Source organism: Sphingomonas sp. MM-1, assembly GCF_000347675.2.
Classification (GTDB): Bacteria; Pseudomonadota; Alphaproteobacteria; order Sphingomonadales; family Sphingomonadaceae; genus Sphingomonas_E; species Sphingomonas_E fennica.
This window is the reverse complement of record NC_020542.1, coordinates 184,013-198,627: the sequence shown is the minus strand read 5'-3', so window position 1 is coordinate 198,627 and position 14,615 is coordinate 184,013. Positions and strand designations below refer to the sequence as shown.

At 61.3% G+C, this 14,615-nt stretch carries 17 protein-coding genes and 1 pseudogene; 4 read left to right on the top strand and 14 right to left on the bottom strand.

All coding sequences use genetic code 11. The annotated features are described in order from the left end of the window. The 12 genes from G432_RS20190 to G432_RS20135 form a co-directional block, all read right to left on the bottom strand. Window positions 1-819 carry a DUF2189 domain-containing protein gene (locus tag G432_RS20190; RefSeq protein ID WP_004212715.1) on the bottom strand — a complete coding sequence of 273 codons (819 nt, stop codon included), beginning with the start codon at window positions 817-819 and terminating at the stop codon, window positions 1-3. 198 nt (window positions 820-1,017) lie between these two features. After that, a complete protein-coding gene (gene ccoP / locus G432_RS20180) occupies window positions 1,018-1,896 on the bottom strand; it encodes a cytochrome-c oxidase, cbb3-type subunit III (protein ID WP_015449325.1) in 879 nt (292 codons plus the stop codon). After that, entirely contained in the window at window positions 1,887-2,057 is a 171-nt protein-coding gene (locus G432_RS20175; protein WP_004212711.1) for a cbb3-type cytochrome c oxidase subunit 3, read from the bottom strand. The genes ccoP and G432_RS20175 overlap by 10 nt, the downstream gene beginning before the upstream one ends. 15 nt (window positions 2,058-2,072) lie before the next feature. Continuing rightward, window positions 2,073-2,825: a cytochrome-c oxidase, cbb3-type subunit II gene (ccoO, locus tag G432_RS20170; protein WP_004212709.1), complete on the bottom strand. Its 753-nt coding sequence runs from the start codon at window positions 2,823-2,825 to the stop codon at window positions 2,073-2,075. A 3-nt stretch (window positions 2,826-2,828) separates the two neighbouring features. Continuing rightward, window positions 2,829-4,472 carry a cytochrome-c oxidase, cbb3-type subunit I gene (gene ccoN, locus G432_RS20165; protein WP_004212708.1) on the bottom strand — a complete coding sequence of 548 codons (1,644 nt, stop codon included), beginning with the start codon at window positions 4,470-4,472 and terminating at the stop codon, window positions 2,829-2,831. Window positions 4,473-4,817: 345 nt separating this feature from the next. Further along, window positions 4,818-5,141, bottom strand: a complete 324-nt coding sequence (locus tag G432_RS20160; RefSeq protein WP_051128865.1) for an META domain-containing protein — start codon at window positions 5,139-5,141, stop codon at window positions 4,818-4,820. Next, on the bottom strand, window positions 5,138-5,305 hold the full coding sequence (locus tag G432_RS23850; RefSeq protein WP_015449323.1) for a hypothetical protein: 168 nt from the start codon (window positions 5,303-5,305) through the stop codon (window positions 5,138-5,140). Before G432_RS23850 ends, G432_RS20160 begins: the two co-directional genes overlap by 4 nt. After that, a complete protein-coding gene (locus G432_RS23845; protein ID WP_015449322.1) occupies window positions 5,302-5,607 on the bottom strand; it encodes a YbaY family lipoprotein in 306 nt (101 codons plus the stop codon). Before G432_RS23845 ends, G432_RS23850 begins: the two co-directional genes overlap by 4 nt. Window positions 5,608-5,855: 248 nt before the next feature. Continuing rightward, window positions 5,856-6,317 carry a hypothetical protein gene (locus tag G432_RS20150; protein ID WP_015449321.1) on the bottom strand — a complete coding sequence of 154 codons (462 nt, stop codon included), beginning with the start codon at window positions 6,315-6,317 and terminating at the stop codon, window positions 5,856-5,858. A 12-nt stretch (window positions 6,318-6,329) separates the two neighbouring features. Beyond that, a complete protein-coding gene (gene hmpA, locus G432_RS20145) occupies window positions 6,330-7,541 on the bottom strand; it encodes an NO-inducible flavohemoprotein (protein WP_015449320.1) in 1,212 nt (403 codons plus the stop codon). Between the two features lie 40 nt (window positions 7,542-7,581). Further along, the gene (locus tag G432_RS20140) at window positions 7,582-7,857 is read right to left on the bottom strand and encodes a DUF1971 domain-containing protein (protein ID WP_015449319.1); all 276 of its coding nucleotides are present in this window, start codon (window positions 7,855-7,857) and stop codon (window positions 7,582-7,584) included. Then, a complete protein-coding gene (locus G432_RS20135; RefSeq protein ID WP_004212701.1) occupies window positions 7,850-8,287 on the bottom strand; it encodes a group III truncated hemoglobin in 438 nt (145 codons plus the stop codon). The genes G432_RS20140 and G432_RS20135 overlap by 8 nt, the downstream gene beginning before the upstream one ends. A gap of 109 nt (window positions 8,288-8,396) precedes the next feature. On the opposite strand from G432_RS20135, the gene G432_RS20130 reads away from it, so the two are divergent. Beyond that, a complete protein-coding gene (locus G432_RS20130) occupies window positions 8,397-8,780 on the top strand; it encodes an Rrf2 family transcriptional regulator (protein WP_015449318.1) in 384 nt (127 codons plus the stop codon). Window positions 8,781-8,907: 127 nt separating this feature from the next. Here G432_RS20130 and istB read toward each other — a convergent pair whose 3' ends face one another. Next, on the bottom strand, window positions 8,908-9,636 hold the full coding sequence (istB, locus tag G432_RS20125; RefSeq protein ID WP_015449229.1) for an IS21-like element helper ATPase IstB: 729 nt from the start codon (window positions 9,634-9,636) through the stop codon (window positions 8,908-8,910). Further along, window positions 9,623-11,140, bottom strand: coding sequence for an IS21 family transposase (istA, locus tag G432_RS20120; protein WP_015449228.1), 1,518 nt, complete (start codon window positions 11,138-11,140; stop codon window positions 9,623-9,625). The genes istB and istA overlap by 14 nt, the downstream gene beginning before the upstream one ends. Before the next feature lie 117 nt (window positions 11,141-11,257). Between istA and G432_RS20115 the strand changes: the two are divergent. The 3 genes and pseudogenes from G432_RS20115 to G432_RS20105 form a co-directional block, all read left to right on the top strand. After that, window positions 11,258-11,431, top strand: a pseudogene (locus G432_RS20115) (Rrf2 family transcriptional regulator); the annotation flags it as partial. A 255-nt stretch (window positions 11,432-11,686) separates the two neighbouring features. Next, window positions 11,687-12,151 (top strand): cupin domain-containing protein, encoded by a 465-nt coding sequence (locus G432_RS20110; protein WP_015449317.1) that lies wholly within the window; start codon window positions 11,687-11,689, stop codon window positions 12,149-12,151. A gap of 78 nt (window positions 12,152-12,229) precedes the next feature. Beyond that, window positions 12,230-14,497, top strand: a complete 2,268-nt coding sequence (locus G432_RS20105) for a nitric-oxide reductase large subunit (RefSeq protein ID WP_015449316.1) — start codon at window positions 12,230-12,232, stop codon at window positions 14,495-14,497. Window positions 14,498-14,615 lie beyond the last annotated feature (118 nt).

Genomic DNA, 14,615 nt, shown 5'->3' with positions numbered 1-14,615 from the left:
CTAGGCCTGCGTGTCTGAGACCGCGCGATAGGCATGCCATGTGGCATGTCCAAGCCACGGGAAGATGACGATGAGGCCGATCAAGCCCGTCGCCGCGCAGAGTATGAAAAGCGCAAGGACGATGGCGCCCCAGACGATCATCGGCGCAAGGTTGTTCCAGACGAGCGCCGTGCTTGTTCCCATCGCCGTGAGCGCATCGACCTTGCGATCGAGGAGCATCGGAATGGCAAAAACACTGATCGCAAAAGCGAATGAGGCGAACAGGCCGCCCACCGCCGTGCCGACGCCGAGAATAATCCATCCCACCGGCTCGGTCAGCAGGAAGGCGGTTATGTGAGGCAAGCCGGGAAAGGGGCGCACGCCGAAGAACAACGCATAGATGAGCACCGCGGATCGCATCCACAGTAGCATCAGCAGGCTGAGCAGGACCCCGGTGAAAAGCACCTGCGGGCCCGCCGCCGGTTTCACCAGGAGCATTTCGCGCAGCGACGTATCGCGTCCCGCTTCTCGGTTGCGGCTTTTCTCATAGAGTCCGATGGCCAGCAGCGGGGCAATGATCATGAAGCCGGCGAGCGCGGGAAAAAGAATATAGTCGCGGCCATACAGCGCGAGCATCGCGACAGCAGCGAGAGACAGAAGGAAAATGCCCAGACCGTAGGCCAGGCTCGGCATCGGCCGATGGAAAAGATCCTGCCATCCGGCCTTGAGCCATTGGAAGCCGATGGAAGCGGGAAGATGGCGCTGAAACCGCGCGCTCTTCGTCTCCTCGATGCCCGAGGTCTGGCTCAGCAAGCCATAAGAGGGGCTTTTATCGCTCATGTCCCGCTACCTTTCAGCATGCCGATTTCGCCGCGCGATACTGCCCGCTCCCGTTCGCGCGTTCCTTCAAATGTCCCACGCATTCGGGCTGCGAGCGAAAGGCGACGTAGAAAAAATGCGCGTTCGCAAGAACGAACAGCAAAAGGCCTGCTGCCACCAGCGTCCAGACCAGCCACCGGGATCGGGATCGCATGGCCGTCATCGCTGAGGCGCGCTCAGCGAATGAACATAGAGCGCCAATATCTTGATATCCGAGTCCGTAAGCCGCTCGTCCCATGTCGGCATATGCCCCTGGCGTCCGCCATGGACGGTCTCCACGATCTGATCGATGTCTCCTCCATAGATCCAACGCGCGTCCGTCAGATTGGGAGCGCCGACATCGCGCTTCCCGCGCGCATCCTCGCCATGGCAAATCGCGCAATTGGCCATGAAGACCTCGCGCCCCGATACAATCGACGTCCGATTGGCATTCGTCACGAACTTGGGATGCGACAAGGCGTAGACATAGTTGGCCGCCAGACTGACCTGATCGGCATCGAGTATCCCGTCGCGTCCGAACGAGGGCATCTGCGAGACGCGCCCCTGCGGATGCTCCACATTGACCCCAACGCGCATGGTCTGCGCGATCGTCTCAAGGTCGCCGCCCCAGATCCAGTCGTCATCGGTCAGATCGGGATAACCATAACCCCCCTTGGCATTGATGCCGTGGCAGGCGGCGCAGTTGTCGCCGAACAACCGGTGGCCGGTGCTACGCACGATGGTCATGAGCCGGGGGTCGGCCGCGATCTGCTCGAGGTTCTCGCTTTCGATCCGCTTTATCCAGTCGGCCCGTCCCGCCTGCGAATCGACCAGGTGCTTTTCGACCGAGGTGCGCTGGTCGATGTTGAGAATTCCCTTGGTGTAGGCGTCGCCCAAGGGCCAAGTCGGCATGAGAATCCACCAGGCGAAAGCGAAGAGATGGGTGACGATCAGAAAAATCAGCACACCCTTGGGGACCGGCGTATCGAGCTCCTTGATGCCATTCCAGACATGGCCGGTCGTTTCATGACCGCTGACGGGATCGCGCTCTACGTCCATGGCTTGTCGTCCTGATCGAGAACGCTTTGTTTGGCTCGGTTGAACTTGCCACGATTGGACGGCCGGAACGTATAAATGAGGACACCGATCATCAGACCGATGAGGTAGAACAGCCCCCAGCTTTTCGAGAATGCAACAAGAGCCTCGTGGCTTATGTCCATGCCTGCCTCCTCATGTCATTTCACCGGCTCTGGCGGCTTCTGCGGCGCGGCCGTATTCTTGTACGGCACGTCGGTCAGCCGGCCGAGAACCTGAAGATAGGCGACGAGCGCGTCCATCTCGGTGACCTCGGTCGCCACATCGTCGAACACGCGAACCTGCGTTTCTTCGCCATACCGCTCGGTGATACCGGACGAGGTCGAGCTTTCCGGTGTCGCCTGGTCGAAGGCATCGACGCTCGCATTCTCGATCATGGCATCGGTGTAGGGCACCCCCGCGGCCCGCAGCGCCTTGAGGTGCAAGGGCAGATCAGCGAGGCGCAAGGGCGTCCGCGCCAGCCAGGGATAGGCCGGCATATTGGAATCGGGCACCACATCGCGCGGATTGGTCAGATGGGCGACGTGCCAGAAATCGGAATATTTGCCGCCAACGCGGGCGAGGTCGGGTCCGGTGCGCTTCGAACCCCAGAGCATCGGATGGTCATATTTGGATTCGACCGCGAGCGAATAGGGACCATAGCGCTCAACTTCGTCCTGCAGCGTCCGGATCATCTGGCTGTGACAGGCATAGCATCCTTCGCGCACATAGATGTTTCGCCCCGCCAGTTCGAGCGGCGTGTAGAGCCGCATGTCTGGCGCCTCCTCGACCGTCTCGTCGATCGTGAAAAGCGGAGCGATCTCGACGAGGCCGCCGACACTGGCAGCCGCGATGATGGCGAGCACGAAGCCGATCGCCGAACGTTCGAGCTTGCGATGAAACAGTTCCGCCACGGCTCAGGCCCTCCCCGCCGCCGTCGCGGCCTGTAGCGGGACGTCGCCTTCGAACGGCGCCTGGGCCGAGGCGGCGCGAATGGTCCTCCACATATTGTAGGCGCCGATCACAGCACCGATCAGGAACAGGAGGCCGCCGAGCGTACGCGCGATGTAATAGGGATACATGGCTCTGAGCGAATCCAGGAAGGAGTAGGCTAGCGTGCCTTCCTCCGTATAGGTCCGCCACATCAGGCCCTGGATGATGCCCGAGTTCCACATGGCAAAAATGTAGACAAGAGTGCCGGCAAGCGAGAGCCAGAAGTGCCACTCGACCAAGGCGGGCGAATACATCGCCTCGCGCTTCCACAAGGACGGCACCAGCGTGTAGAGCGAGCCGAAGGTGATGAGCGCCACCCAGCCGAGCGCGCCGGCGTGAACATGGCCAACCGTCCAGTCGGTGTAATGCGAAAGCGAATTGACGGGCCGGATGGCGAGGAACGAACCTTCAAAGGTCGAGATGCCATAAAACACCGCCGCGACCATCATGAAGCGGAGCGTCGCATCATCGCGCACGCGGTGCCAGGCGCCGTTCAATGTTAGCAAGGCGTTGCCAGCCGAAGCCCATGACGGCACGAGGAGCATCACCGAGAAGGTCATGCCCAGCGTCTGAACCCAGTGCGGTAGGGCGGTATAATGAAGGTGGTGGGAACCCGCCCACATGTAGAAGAAGGTAATGCCCCAAAAGCTCAGGATCGAGAGACGGTAGGAGAAGATCGGCCGCTGGGCCCGGATGGGCAGGTAGTAATAGAGCATGCCCAGGAAGCCCGCCGTCAGGAAGAAGGCGACGGCGTTATGACCATACCACCACTGCACCATAGCATCCTGGACGCCCGACCAGATGGTGTAGCTCTTCGCATGGCCCAGCGAGACCGGAATCGCGAGATTGTTGATGATATGGAGTATCGCGACGACGAGAATGAAGGCCATGAAGTACCAGTTGGCCACATAAATGTGTGGTTCCTTGCGGCGTGCGAGCGTCCGGATGTAGAGGATGAAGTAGGTCACCCAGACGATCACCAGCCAGATGTCGGCATACCATTCGGCCTCGGCATATTCCTTCGATTGGGTAACCCCGAGCAGATAACCGCTGGCCGCGAGGATGCAGAACAGGTTGTAGCCCACCAGCACGAACCAGGCCGAAAGCTGATCGGGAAGACGCGCCCGCGAGGTCCGCTGCACGACATGCAGCGAGGTGGCGATGAGCGCGTTGCCGCCAAAGCCGAAGATCACGCCGCTGGTGTGCACCGGTCGCAAGCGGCCGAAGCTCGCCCAGGCACTGTCAAACGTCAGGTCAGGGAATGCCAGCAGCGCGGCGACCCAGACCCCCACGAACATCGCCACCACCGCCCAAGCCATGCTGGCGATGATGCCGGCCTTGATGGGCTCGTCATAGTAGCTTTGCAAACGGGATTTTGGCGGTTCCGGTCCCCAGATGCCGCGGATTACGATGATGGCGCAAATGGCGGCAATGGCCAGGATCAGCCAGCCGTGGATTTCCATTGTGTCCTGATTGCCTGCCGCTGCGAGAACGAGGCCGCACAGACCGACGGCAACGGAAATGGCGAGCGCGATCTGGCGTTCGGTCTCGGTCAAGGTCAGTATCATGGCCGATCTATTTCCCCCCTCATCGGTCATCGCCACGGGCTGACAGCGCAGCAGCAGGTTCGCTCCCGATGGGAACACAGCTCGCGCCGAACCAGCAACACGCGGGTCGGACGGAAGTTCCCAACTATTGCCCTGCCGTCTCCCGCGGTAAACACCAAAAAATCAGTGGTCAGCGTCGCTCGCCACGCATCGCGGCCGAATTTGAACCTGTGTTTGGCGACGGCGCAATGGACTTTTGCCGATCAAGCTCTTGGACCGTTAAGCCTGTGTCCAAGACTGGCTCGACCTCCGTCTCCGATCGGTCAGGACTGAGCGGCAGCCGCTCTTCAGCATACTGCGGTCGAATCAGCGTATCGCCGCCAGGTATCGTCCGTCGTCGGCACGGAAGAGCACTGACCCATTGCTGTTGACGGACCATGAGGTCACATCCTGCAGAATGGCCAGGAACCTGGTTTCCTGGTTTCCGAGCGTCGGCACGCAAGCCCGCCGCGTCACGGCGAGCGGCCCAATCCGAAGCGACTGTCCCTCGATCGAGTAGTCGCCGGTGAACCTGTTGCAGCCGGCCGATCCGCTCACTCGGCCGTCTTGCGAAAACTGCACCGTCACATTGGATCTGTCGATCAGACCCGTCTGATTGATATCCTCCACCTTGAATTGCGGGCCGATCAAGCCTGAAGCCGCCGGGCGGTCACCAACGCGAACCATATTGAGCGTCCGAGATCCTGCTCGAACCGCGTGGGATCGACCGAATGGACCGTATCTGTGGTCCATATCAGCTTGCCCTCGGGATCGGTAATCGTCGCGCGGACTGCGTAACGCATGTTGGTCTTCAAGTCCTGTGTTCCTTCACCCTTATCGAAAATGGCAAAGGAACCTGCTGCCCTGCTATCTCGCGCGTTTCCTCGGCGATGATCGCCGATCTCGCATCGGCGCGCGAAACGTCCAGCAGTCTTACGTTGAATGTCGCGCGGGCAGGCAGAGCGATGCGCTGACGATAGGATGCGTTGCCGGTTACGACCTTGTCTCTCAGCTCGGCGACAGGGGCTTGGCGATCGACGTATCGCGCGTCTGTCGCGCAGCCACCGAGCGTGAGCATGGTCGCCGCCAGTACGGCAATGAAGGGCTTGTTGAACATGGCGTTTTCACTTTGCTGTGCGATTGGAGCGGAAGAGAGCGGGTCAGGCGGATCCCATGGCGTCAGCATAATGGGGGACTTCAAGCGGCTGTCCTGTAGGAATCGACTTCGCATAGGATGGTTCCGAACCATGAAAGTCCGATGGCGGGCGGAAGATTGGGCTGGATTGGCGCGGGCCGCCGGGCGGATATCTGATCCCGTCCTTGGGAGGACAGGCACGAATTTTGGAACCATACGAAAAGCGCAGTCTAGAAACCGTGGCTTCCCGCCACTGCGCCGAGAACCGTGACAACCGCGATACCCAGCAATATTCGGTGAAGGGCCTCCATTCGGGCAAAATCTGCGGCGGGCTTGACCGATGTCATCATTCGGCGGTGGAGAAACAGCGGCTCGATCACGAAAAGCATCGCGGCGAAAATGGCCCACAGCCCAACCATCGCATGCATCCACCAGAACCGAAGATCGAAAAAGCGGTCCCACATCTGCGCGCGATAGATCATCCAGAAACCGCTCAGTCCTGCCAACAGCACCCAGAGGCGCGCCTGCGCCGCAAAGCGCCCCTCCAGTCGATGAAAGGCCGCCAGCCGCTCCGCCGGCGGATTGGCGGCGCGCACGGACGGCATCACCACAAGCGTCACGAACGCCACGCCGCCGATCCAGACAAGGACCGCCAGGACATGAATGGCTCGGGCCAGGATGATGTCGTCCATGCCTCCGCTCCCTCAAGCCGCGAGCAGTTCGTCAGCCGGGCCGAAGAACTCATAGTGGATCCTGTCCGACGGCACACCCGCCAGCGACAGGGTCGAGACCGCATGACGCAAGAACGGACGCGGCCCGCAGATGTAATAGTCCGCTTGTGCGACCGGTGTGCTGGCGACCAGCCATTCATCGGTAATTATGCCGGCCACATCGTAGTCGCTGCCCTCTGTTTCATCCTCGAGCGGGGTCTGGTGAAAATCGGTGATCGCGATCGATTGGCCATGGCTCGCCACAGCGCGGACATGGTCGCGCATCGCATGGGTGTCGCGGTCATGCGTGCCGTGGATGTAATGAACCGGCACTTCGGCGCCGTTCTGAACGAGGGCTTCGAGCATCGCCACCATCGGCGTCAGGCCCACGCCGCCCGACAGCAGTACGACCGGCCGTTCGACATGATCGGCAAGGAAGAATTCGCCGGCGGGAGCGGCCACCTTCAGGATCGTCCCGGGTTTCGCCTCGTCGTGCAACCAGCCCGAAGCGAGCCCTTGCGGCTCGCGCTTGACCGAAATGCGGTAGGTTTCGCCATTGGCGGCGGCCGAAATCGAGTAGTTGCGCTTGACCGGCGGATGTCCGGGAATTTCGAGCCAGAAGGTAAGATACTGGCCCGGCTTGTGGCGCATGACGGGGCCGCCGTCGACGGGGCGAAGGACAAAGGAATTGATGACGCTGCTTTCGCGCACAACGTCTTCGACGCGGAAATCGCGCCAGCCGTTCCAGCCGCCGGCCGCGTCCTTCTGTTCGGTATAGACGCGCTGTTCCCGCGCGATCAGGATATTGGCGAGAAACCAATAGGCTTCCCCCCAGGCACCCAAGATTTCATCGGTCGCCGCATCGCCCAGCACCGCCTTGATCGCGCCGAGCAGTGCTTCGGCGACGTGCGGATAGTGCTCCGGCAGTATCTGGAGACCGACATGTTTTTGCGCGATGCGCTCGACCGCCGGCGCAAGCGCGCCGAGATTATCGATATTGCTGGCATAGGCGAGAATGGCGCCAGTGAGCGCCCGCGGCTGCGACCCGGCGTCACCATGATGCGACTGGTTGAAAAGGTCGCGGATCTCCGGGTTCTGGAACATCCTGGAATACATTTCATGCACGATATCCAGGCCATGCGCTTCAAGTGCAGGGACCGTCGCCTTGACGAGCGCGATGGTCTGATCGCTGAGAGGCTGCGACATAAACTTCTCCTTGTTGGAAGGGGTTCGAGTTTCCCGACGATCAGTCGCCGGGCGGCTGATCATAGAAATCGACCCGCATTTTCATGGCGCCGACGGGCGTCACGAAGTGCGGCTGCTGCGGAAGGATCAATCCGGGCCGTTCGGGCGTCAGGACAACCTCCGACGGTGGATCGAGATAGGTCAGCCGAAGTTCACCCTTCAGAACACGGATCAAACCCCAGACACCCGCCTTGGTATCATGGCGTGCCCGCAGGGCGGCCGGGAGCGTGTCCTGATCGAACACCGGCGTCGAACGATAGGGTAGAATGTCAGGCATGGGTGGGTACTCGCCGTTCGCAATGAATGGACCCGGCCTCGCCGTCAGCGACGCTTGGCCGATCGAGCCGAAAAAACATGGCAAGCTGCAGGCTCTCGGCAATCCGCTTCGCTTTCGCCTGCAGAGCCGCAGCTGCGTCGGGCGCCATCATCTCGTTTGTCGTACAGTCCCACAGCGCGAGCCAGCGGTCGAAAAGCGCTGGCGTTATCCTCGACCTGTGCTTCAGGTGCGCTGGCACGGGCTGGCCCTTGTATCGGCCACTGGCGAGCATGACGGATGACCAGAACGCCGCCAGCTTTTCGAGATGTTCCGGCCAGTCATCGATCGCGTCGTTGAAAATCGGCCCCAGGTCGGCATCTGCGCGAACGCGCGCGTAGAAGGCGTCGACAAGCTGCTTGAGCGCCTCATCCTTCAGTTCCAGCTCGGTCATTCGCCCGACTCCAATCATGAATCACGAATGCATCTATACTTTTCCCTGAAAACATGCAAGGTGAATACATCTTAATGCGACGAGCTGAGGAAGAGAGTGGGAACGCCCCATGAAACTGACCCTGTTCACCGACTATTCGATGCGCGTGCTGCTCTATCTGGGCGCGCGGCCTGACCGCCTGTGCTCGATCGGTGAGGTCGCGCAGGCCTACGGAATCTCGCAGAATCACTTGATGAAGGTGGTGAACCAACTCGCACGCAGTGGTGATGTGGAGAGTGTGCGTGGACGGTCGGGCGGCATCCGCCTGGGGCGGCCGCCCGAAGAGATCAACATCGGCGCACTCATACGCCAGACCGAGGACGGCTTCGATCTCGTTGACTGCGGCGGATGCGTGGTCGCGCCTGTCAACCGGCGCGCAAAGTTGACCCCCTATCGGCGCCCAACATTGACCCCCTTTTTCGTGAGTTCCGGCGGTTATCCCGGTAGTCCATAGGAGGGACCCGCGGACGCCGACGCGCGCCGTCAGGAGCGCTGGCGGCGGCGTCCGCGGGAGGTACCTGTGGACCCACCGGGGTAACCGCCGGGGATGGGGGTCCGGGGGAAGGGGTTTTTCCCGTCTCTTAGCTTCGGTTTTTGAACCGCCAGCTGTCGTTGCCGGTTTCGATGATGTCGCAATGATGCGTGACACGGTCCAGCAGCGCCGTCGTCATTTTGGCATCCTGGAAGACGCTAGGCCATTCGCCGAAGGCGAGATTGGTGGTGATGATCACCGAGGTCTTTTCGTAGAGTTTGCTGATCAGATGGAACAGCATCTGGCCTCCTGACCGGGCGAACGGCAGATACCCGAGCTCGTCCAGAACCACGACGTCCAGGCGGGCCATCTGGGCGGCCAGGCTGCCGGCCTTGGCCTGCCGGGTTTCTTCCTCCAGACGATTGACCAGATCGACGGTATTGAAGAACCGGCCCCTGGCCCCGGCGCGGACCACCGCAGCGGTGATGGCGAGCGCGAGATGCGTCTTGCCGGTGCCGGTGCCACCAACCAGCACGATATTGCGCCGTTCCGGCAGGAACGAGCCGGCATGGAGCGAACGCACCAGGCTCTCGTTGATCGGTGTGTCGGCGAAGACAAAGCCGTCGAGATCCTTGATGGCCGGCAGCCTGGCCGCAGTCATGCGATACCGGATCGAGGCGGCTTCACGGTGGGCCGTTTCGGCGCGTAGCAGATCGCCAAGCATCTCCATGGCGGTCCGGTCACGGCGGATGCCATTGGTGACGGCATCGTCGAACGCGGCGATCATGCCCTTCAGGCCCAGCCCCTTGAGGGCTGCCAACATCTCATGCCGCTGCATTGAGGCCTCGCACCGTATCGTAGCGCGCGCAATCGGCAATGGGCGGATGCTTGAGCCTGAGATCGACGACAACATTGATCGCCTGCACAGGCTGTGGTTCGCGTCGGCGCGACAGGATGTTGAGAATGACCTCGTCATTGGCCGTGCCCGCCGCCATGGCTTCGCGCACGGCAGCTTCGACTGCCTCCAGGCCATCCTCGGGCACCGCTGCCAGTACCCGTACAAAGCGTCGGTCTGCGTCATCGCTTTTGCCCAGCTTGCGGCGCAGCTGGGCCAGGGCCGGCGGAAGATCCCAGTCCTGGAAGGGAGCGCCGTTGCGCAATGCGCCTGGCTTGCGGATCAGGACCGGCAGATAGTGCCAGGGATCGAACTTCGTCTGATTGCGGCCGAACAGGCGGGCATGCTCGGCGACCACCTTGCCGGCACAACGGATGACGACCCGGTCGGCATAGGCGCGCAGTTGCACCGCATGCCGGGCAGCAACGGCCATGACCGAGTAACGGTTGCGATCGAAGCTGACGAGGCAGGTCGAGCTCGCCACATGTTCGCTCTCGAAGAAGCCGTCAAAAGGCGTGGTGAGCGGCTGTAGGGAGGGTCGTTCCATCTCCAGTGCCTGGGCGATGGTCATATCTTCCATATCCGGATGGGCATAGCGCTCGGCCCATCGGCGACACTCGGCCTCCAGCCATGCGTTCAACTCTTCCATGCTGGCAAACCGCAGACGTGGCTTGAACAGCCGTTCCCTGCCGGTCTGGACCTGGTTCTCGACCTGTCCCTTCTCCCAGCCTGCCGCCGGGCTACAGGCCACCGGCTCAACGCCATAATGATCCGTCATGATCAGGAAGCGCCGGTTGAACACCCGCTCCTTGCCAGTGAACACCGTCGTCACCGCGGTCTTCATGTTGTCGTAGATGCCGCGCGTCGGCACCCCGCCGAGAAAAGCAAAGCCCCTGGCATGGGCGTCAAACACCATCTCCTGGGTCTCACGCGGATAAGCCCGCACAAAGGGCGCCCGCGACCAGCATAGCCGCATATGCGCCACCTTAACCCGCATCGGCTTGCCGGCGATCTCCACGTCCTCGTGGCTCCAATCAAACTGGTAGGCCTCGCCAGGCCGGAACATGAGCGGGATGAACACCTTGCTCATATCCCCGCTGCCACCGGCGTGGCGCTCCTGCTTCCAGCGGGCCGCATAGCGCCGCACCGCATCGTAGGAGCCGGTGAACCCCTCACGTTCCAGCAGATCATGAATCCGCGTCAGCCGCAGTCGCTCGCGCCGGGGGCGCTCTTCGTTCTCCGCCAGCAACTCATCTAACCGTTCGCGAAATGGACCGGTCTGCGGACGATGCTGCTCCTTCCTCTCGTAGCTGAAATCCGCCTCCGGAGCACGGATCGCCTTGCGCACCGTGTTGCGCGACAACCGTAAATCACGCGCAATCTCTTTGATCGGCTTACCGTCCCTGTGCTCCCTGCGTATCTTGGCAATAGTCTCCACAATCAACATCCCCGTCCTCGCCGCCTGGAAGCCCAAGCCGCGACGCCTCACACTCTGGAATGATGGGGGTCAATTTTAGACGCCGATCACCCCGCTAAGGGGGTCAATTTTGCACGCCGCTCCACAGTCGCGCCTGCATGTGGGCTGACGGGCGTGCTGAAGGAGGCGCTCGGCGCGTTCCTGGCGGTACTTGACCGCTATACGCTTGCAGACCTGCTGACGAAGCGGCGAGATCTCGCGTCGCTCTTCGAGCGTAACGCGGCCGATCGGTTCGAAACCCCTGCGGCGCCAGATGGATGATTGACGTCTTGGCGCATCGAAGCCGAAAAGGAGGAACGTGACATGTTCTGTCCAGAATGTGGTGAACCGGTCGATCCCGCTCCCTTTCGGTCGTCGCCGCGCGTCGCGGTCATGGATCGCCGCAGGACTCCAAATCGGCGCGCGATGGGTAAAGCTATTGCGCGCTGGACGCTCCAAGCCGGACCGCACGCGGCAGTCCGCTTGCCCGTCTTGCTCCAATCATAAAACCACGAACACGGAAAGGAATTGAACGATATGGCCCTTCACCACGCAGCGCCCGGAGAAGTCGTCGATCTCTTGCCCGAGAACGTGACGACACATGAAGAACATTCCACAGCGATCGTGAAGGCGGACCATTTCGAAACCATCCGGCTGGTGATCCCGAGCGGCACCGAAATGCGCCAGCATCAGGTGCCGGGCAGCATCATGCTGCATTGCCTCGAGGGCCATGTGAAAGTCGAGCTCAGCGCAAGCTCGATCGAACTGCGGCGTAACCAGTGGGTCTATCTCGAAGGAGGCGCGCCGCACTCGGTCAAGGGCGCGGAAAACTCTGTGCTGCTTCTGACGATCCTCTTTCCGCCTGTAGAAGGATCACAGGCAAAAGCCGGCACCGAGACCTTGGCGGTCGAGGCCTATGACGATTGCGACTGTGTCGACCGGTGGGAAGCGGAAGGCGGTCCGGTCGTTCAATCGGATCAGCCTGCCCCCAGGAAGAATTGATCACGGGCGGCATGATGGCACGGCGCGCAGCGCGCTAGTCGCTTTGCTGTACCGCCTCGTAGCCCATAGGGGAGAACCATGGATCGAACACGTCAGCTCTGGATTTGGCTTCTATCATTGCTGGCAGTCTCTTTTGCCGTCCTGCTTCTGGTTGGCCGCGACATCAGCATTCAGGCGCCGCCGCTTCCCGCCAAGGTCGTGACCGCAAACGGCGAAACCGTCTTCACCCGTGCCGAGATGCAGCGTGGCCGCCAGGTCTGGCAATCTATGGGCGGCATGCAACTGGGCTCGATCTGGGGACACGGCGGCTACGTAGCGCCCGATTGGTCAGCCGACTGGTTGCACCGGGAATCACTGGCACTTCTCGATCTCTGGGCACAGCGGGATCTGGGCGGCGCCTTTGAGAGTTTAAACGAGGAACGCAAGGCGCTCCTCCAGCGGCGGCTGCAAACGGAAATGCGCCGAAACACGTTTGAAGCGAGCACGGATACCATCACGATCAGCAACGATCGCGCGGTGGCAATCGAGCGGGTGGCAAAGCACTACGTCAATCTGTTCGGCAACGACCCCGCCACCGCCGAGCTGCGCGAAAACTATGCCATGAAGAACGATACGGTCCCCGACGCAGGGCACCGAGCCGCCATGACCTCCTTCTTCTGGTGGACGGCCTGGGCGGCCACAACGGAACGACAAGGGCGGACGACAACGTATACGAACAACTGGCCGAGCGAGCCGCTGGTCGGGAATCGCCCACCATCAAGTACATTCATCTGGTCGGCCTTCAGCGTCACCTTCCTGCTTGCCGGCATCGCGCTGTTGGGTTGGCACCATGCGGTGACGCACGGACGAAGGGAGAAGGAGCACGACCTCCCCGCGAAAGATCCGCTGCGCGAGATCGCGGTGACGCCTTCGATGCGGGCGACAGCCAAATATTTCTGGGTCGTTCTCGCACTGTTTCTCGCGCAGATCATGCTGGGTGCAATGACGGCCCACTATCAGGTCGAGGGGCAGCTGGTTTATGGCTATGAAGCGGCCGAGATCCTGCCCTATTCGATCACCCGCACCTGGCACACGCAGCTTGCCGTGCTGTGGATCGCGACAGCCTGGCTGGGAACGGGCCTCTACATAGCTCCTGCGATCTCGGGCCATGAACCGAGGTTCCAGGCTCTGGGTGCCAACATCCTCTGGGCCTGCCTCCTGATTATCGTCGTGGGCTCCTTTGCCGGGCAATGGCTCGCGGTGATGCAGAAACTGGGACTGGAGAGGAACTTCTGGTTCGGACACCAGGGCTGGGAATATGTCGATATGGGGCGCTTCTGGCAGTGGTTTCTCTTCATCGGCCTGATGCTCTGGCTTGTGCTCGTCGGCCGGGCGCTCTGGCCTGCGCTCAAAGAGAAGTCCGAATCCCGCCACATCACGATGCTGTTTTTCCTATCCGCCGTAGCCATCGGACTCTTCTACGGTGCCGGGCTGTTCTGGAATGAGCATACAGCGCTCTCCATGATTGAATATTGGCGTTGGTGGGTGGTCCATCTGTGGGTCGAAGGCTTTTTCGAGGTGTTCGCCACCGCGGTCATCGCCTTCCTCTTCACGCGCCTCGGCCTCATTCCGACACCCACCGCCACGGTCGCCGTCTTGTTTGCCACGATCATCTTCATGGCAGGCGGAGTGCTGGGAACGTTGCACCATCTCTACTTCGCGGGAACCTCGATCGCGGTGCTGGCGCTTGGCGCGAGCTTCTCAGCGCTCGAGGTCGTGCCGCTCGCCTATATTGGCTTCGAAGCTTATGAACACTGGAAGCTGAGCAGCGCGACACCCTGGATGCAGCGTTATAAATGGCCCGTCATGTTCTTCCTCGCGGTATCCTTCTGGAATCTCGTCGGAGCAGGCCTGTTCGGCTTCCTCATCAATCCGCCGCTGTCGCTCTATTACATGCAGGGTCTCAATCTGACGCCGCTGCACGGACACACCGCATTGTTCGGCGTATACGGCATGTTGGGCGTCGGGCTCGTCCTGTTCTGCCTGCGTGGCATGTTGCCGAACCTGATCTGGAACGAAGGCGTGCTGAAGACGAGCTTTTGGTGCTTCAACATCGGCCTTGCGTTGATGGCGCTCCTGACCTTGCTGCCACTTGGTACGCTTCAGCTGATCGCCGCGATTGACAAGGGCTACTGGTACGCTCGCTCGGCCGAGTTCATGCAGCAACCGGTGGTCGATCTGCTGGTGTGGCTGAGGGTTCCTGGAGATATCGTCTTTTCTGCCGGGGCGGTAGCGCTCGCCTGGTTTGTCGCCAGTCTTTGGCTCAGACCCCGGTCTGACGACAGCGAGGCGCAAATTGCACAGTGATCGATCGAGGAGTCCGATGCCGCGCAGTCCCAGCCAACCCTTGCTCGTGGGCTAGCCACGTTCTGTCGACAAACGCCACACTTGGATGCGAGTTTCGGTGAACCTTTTGTCCATGCGC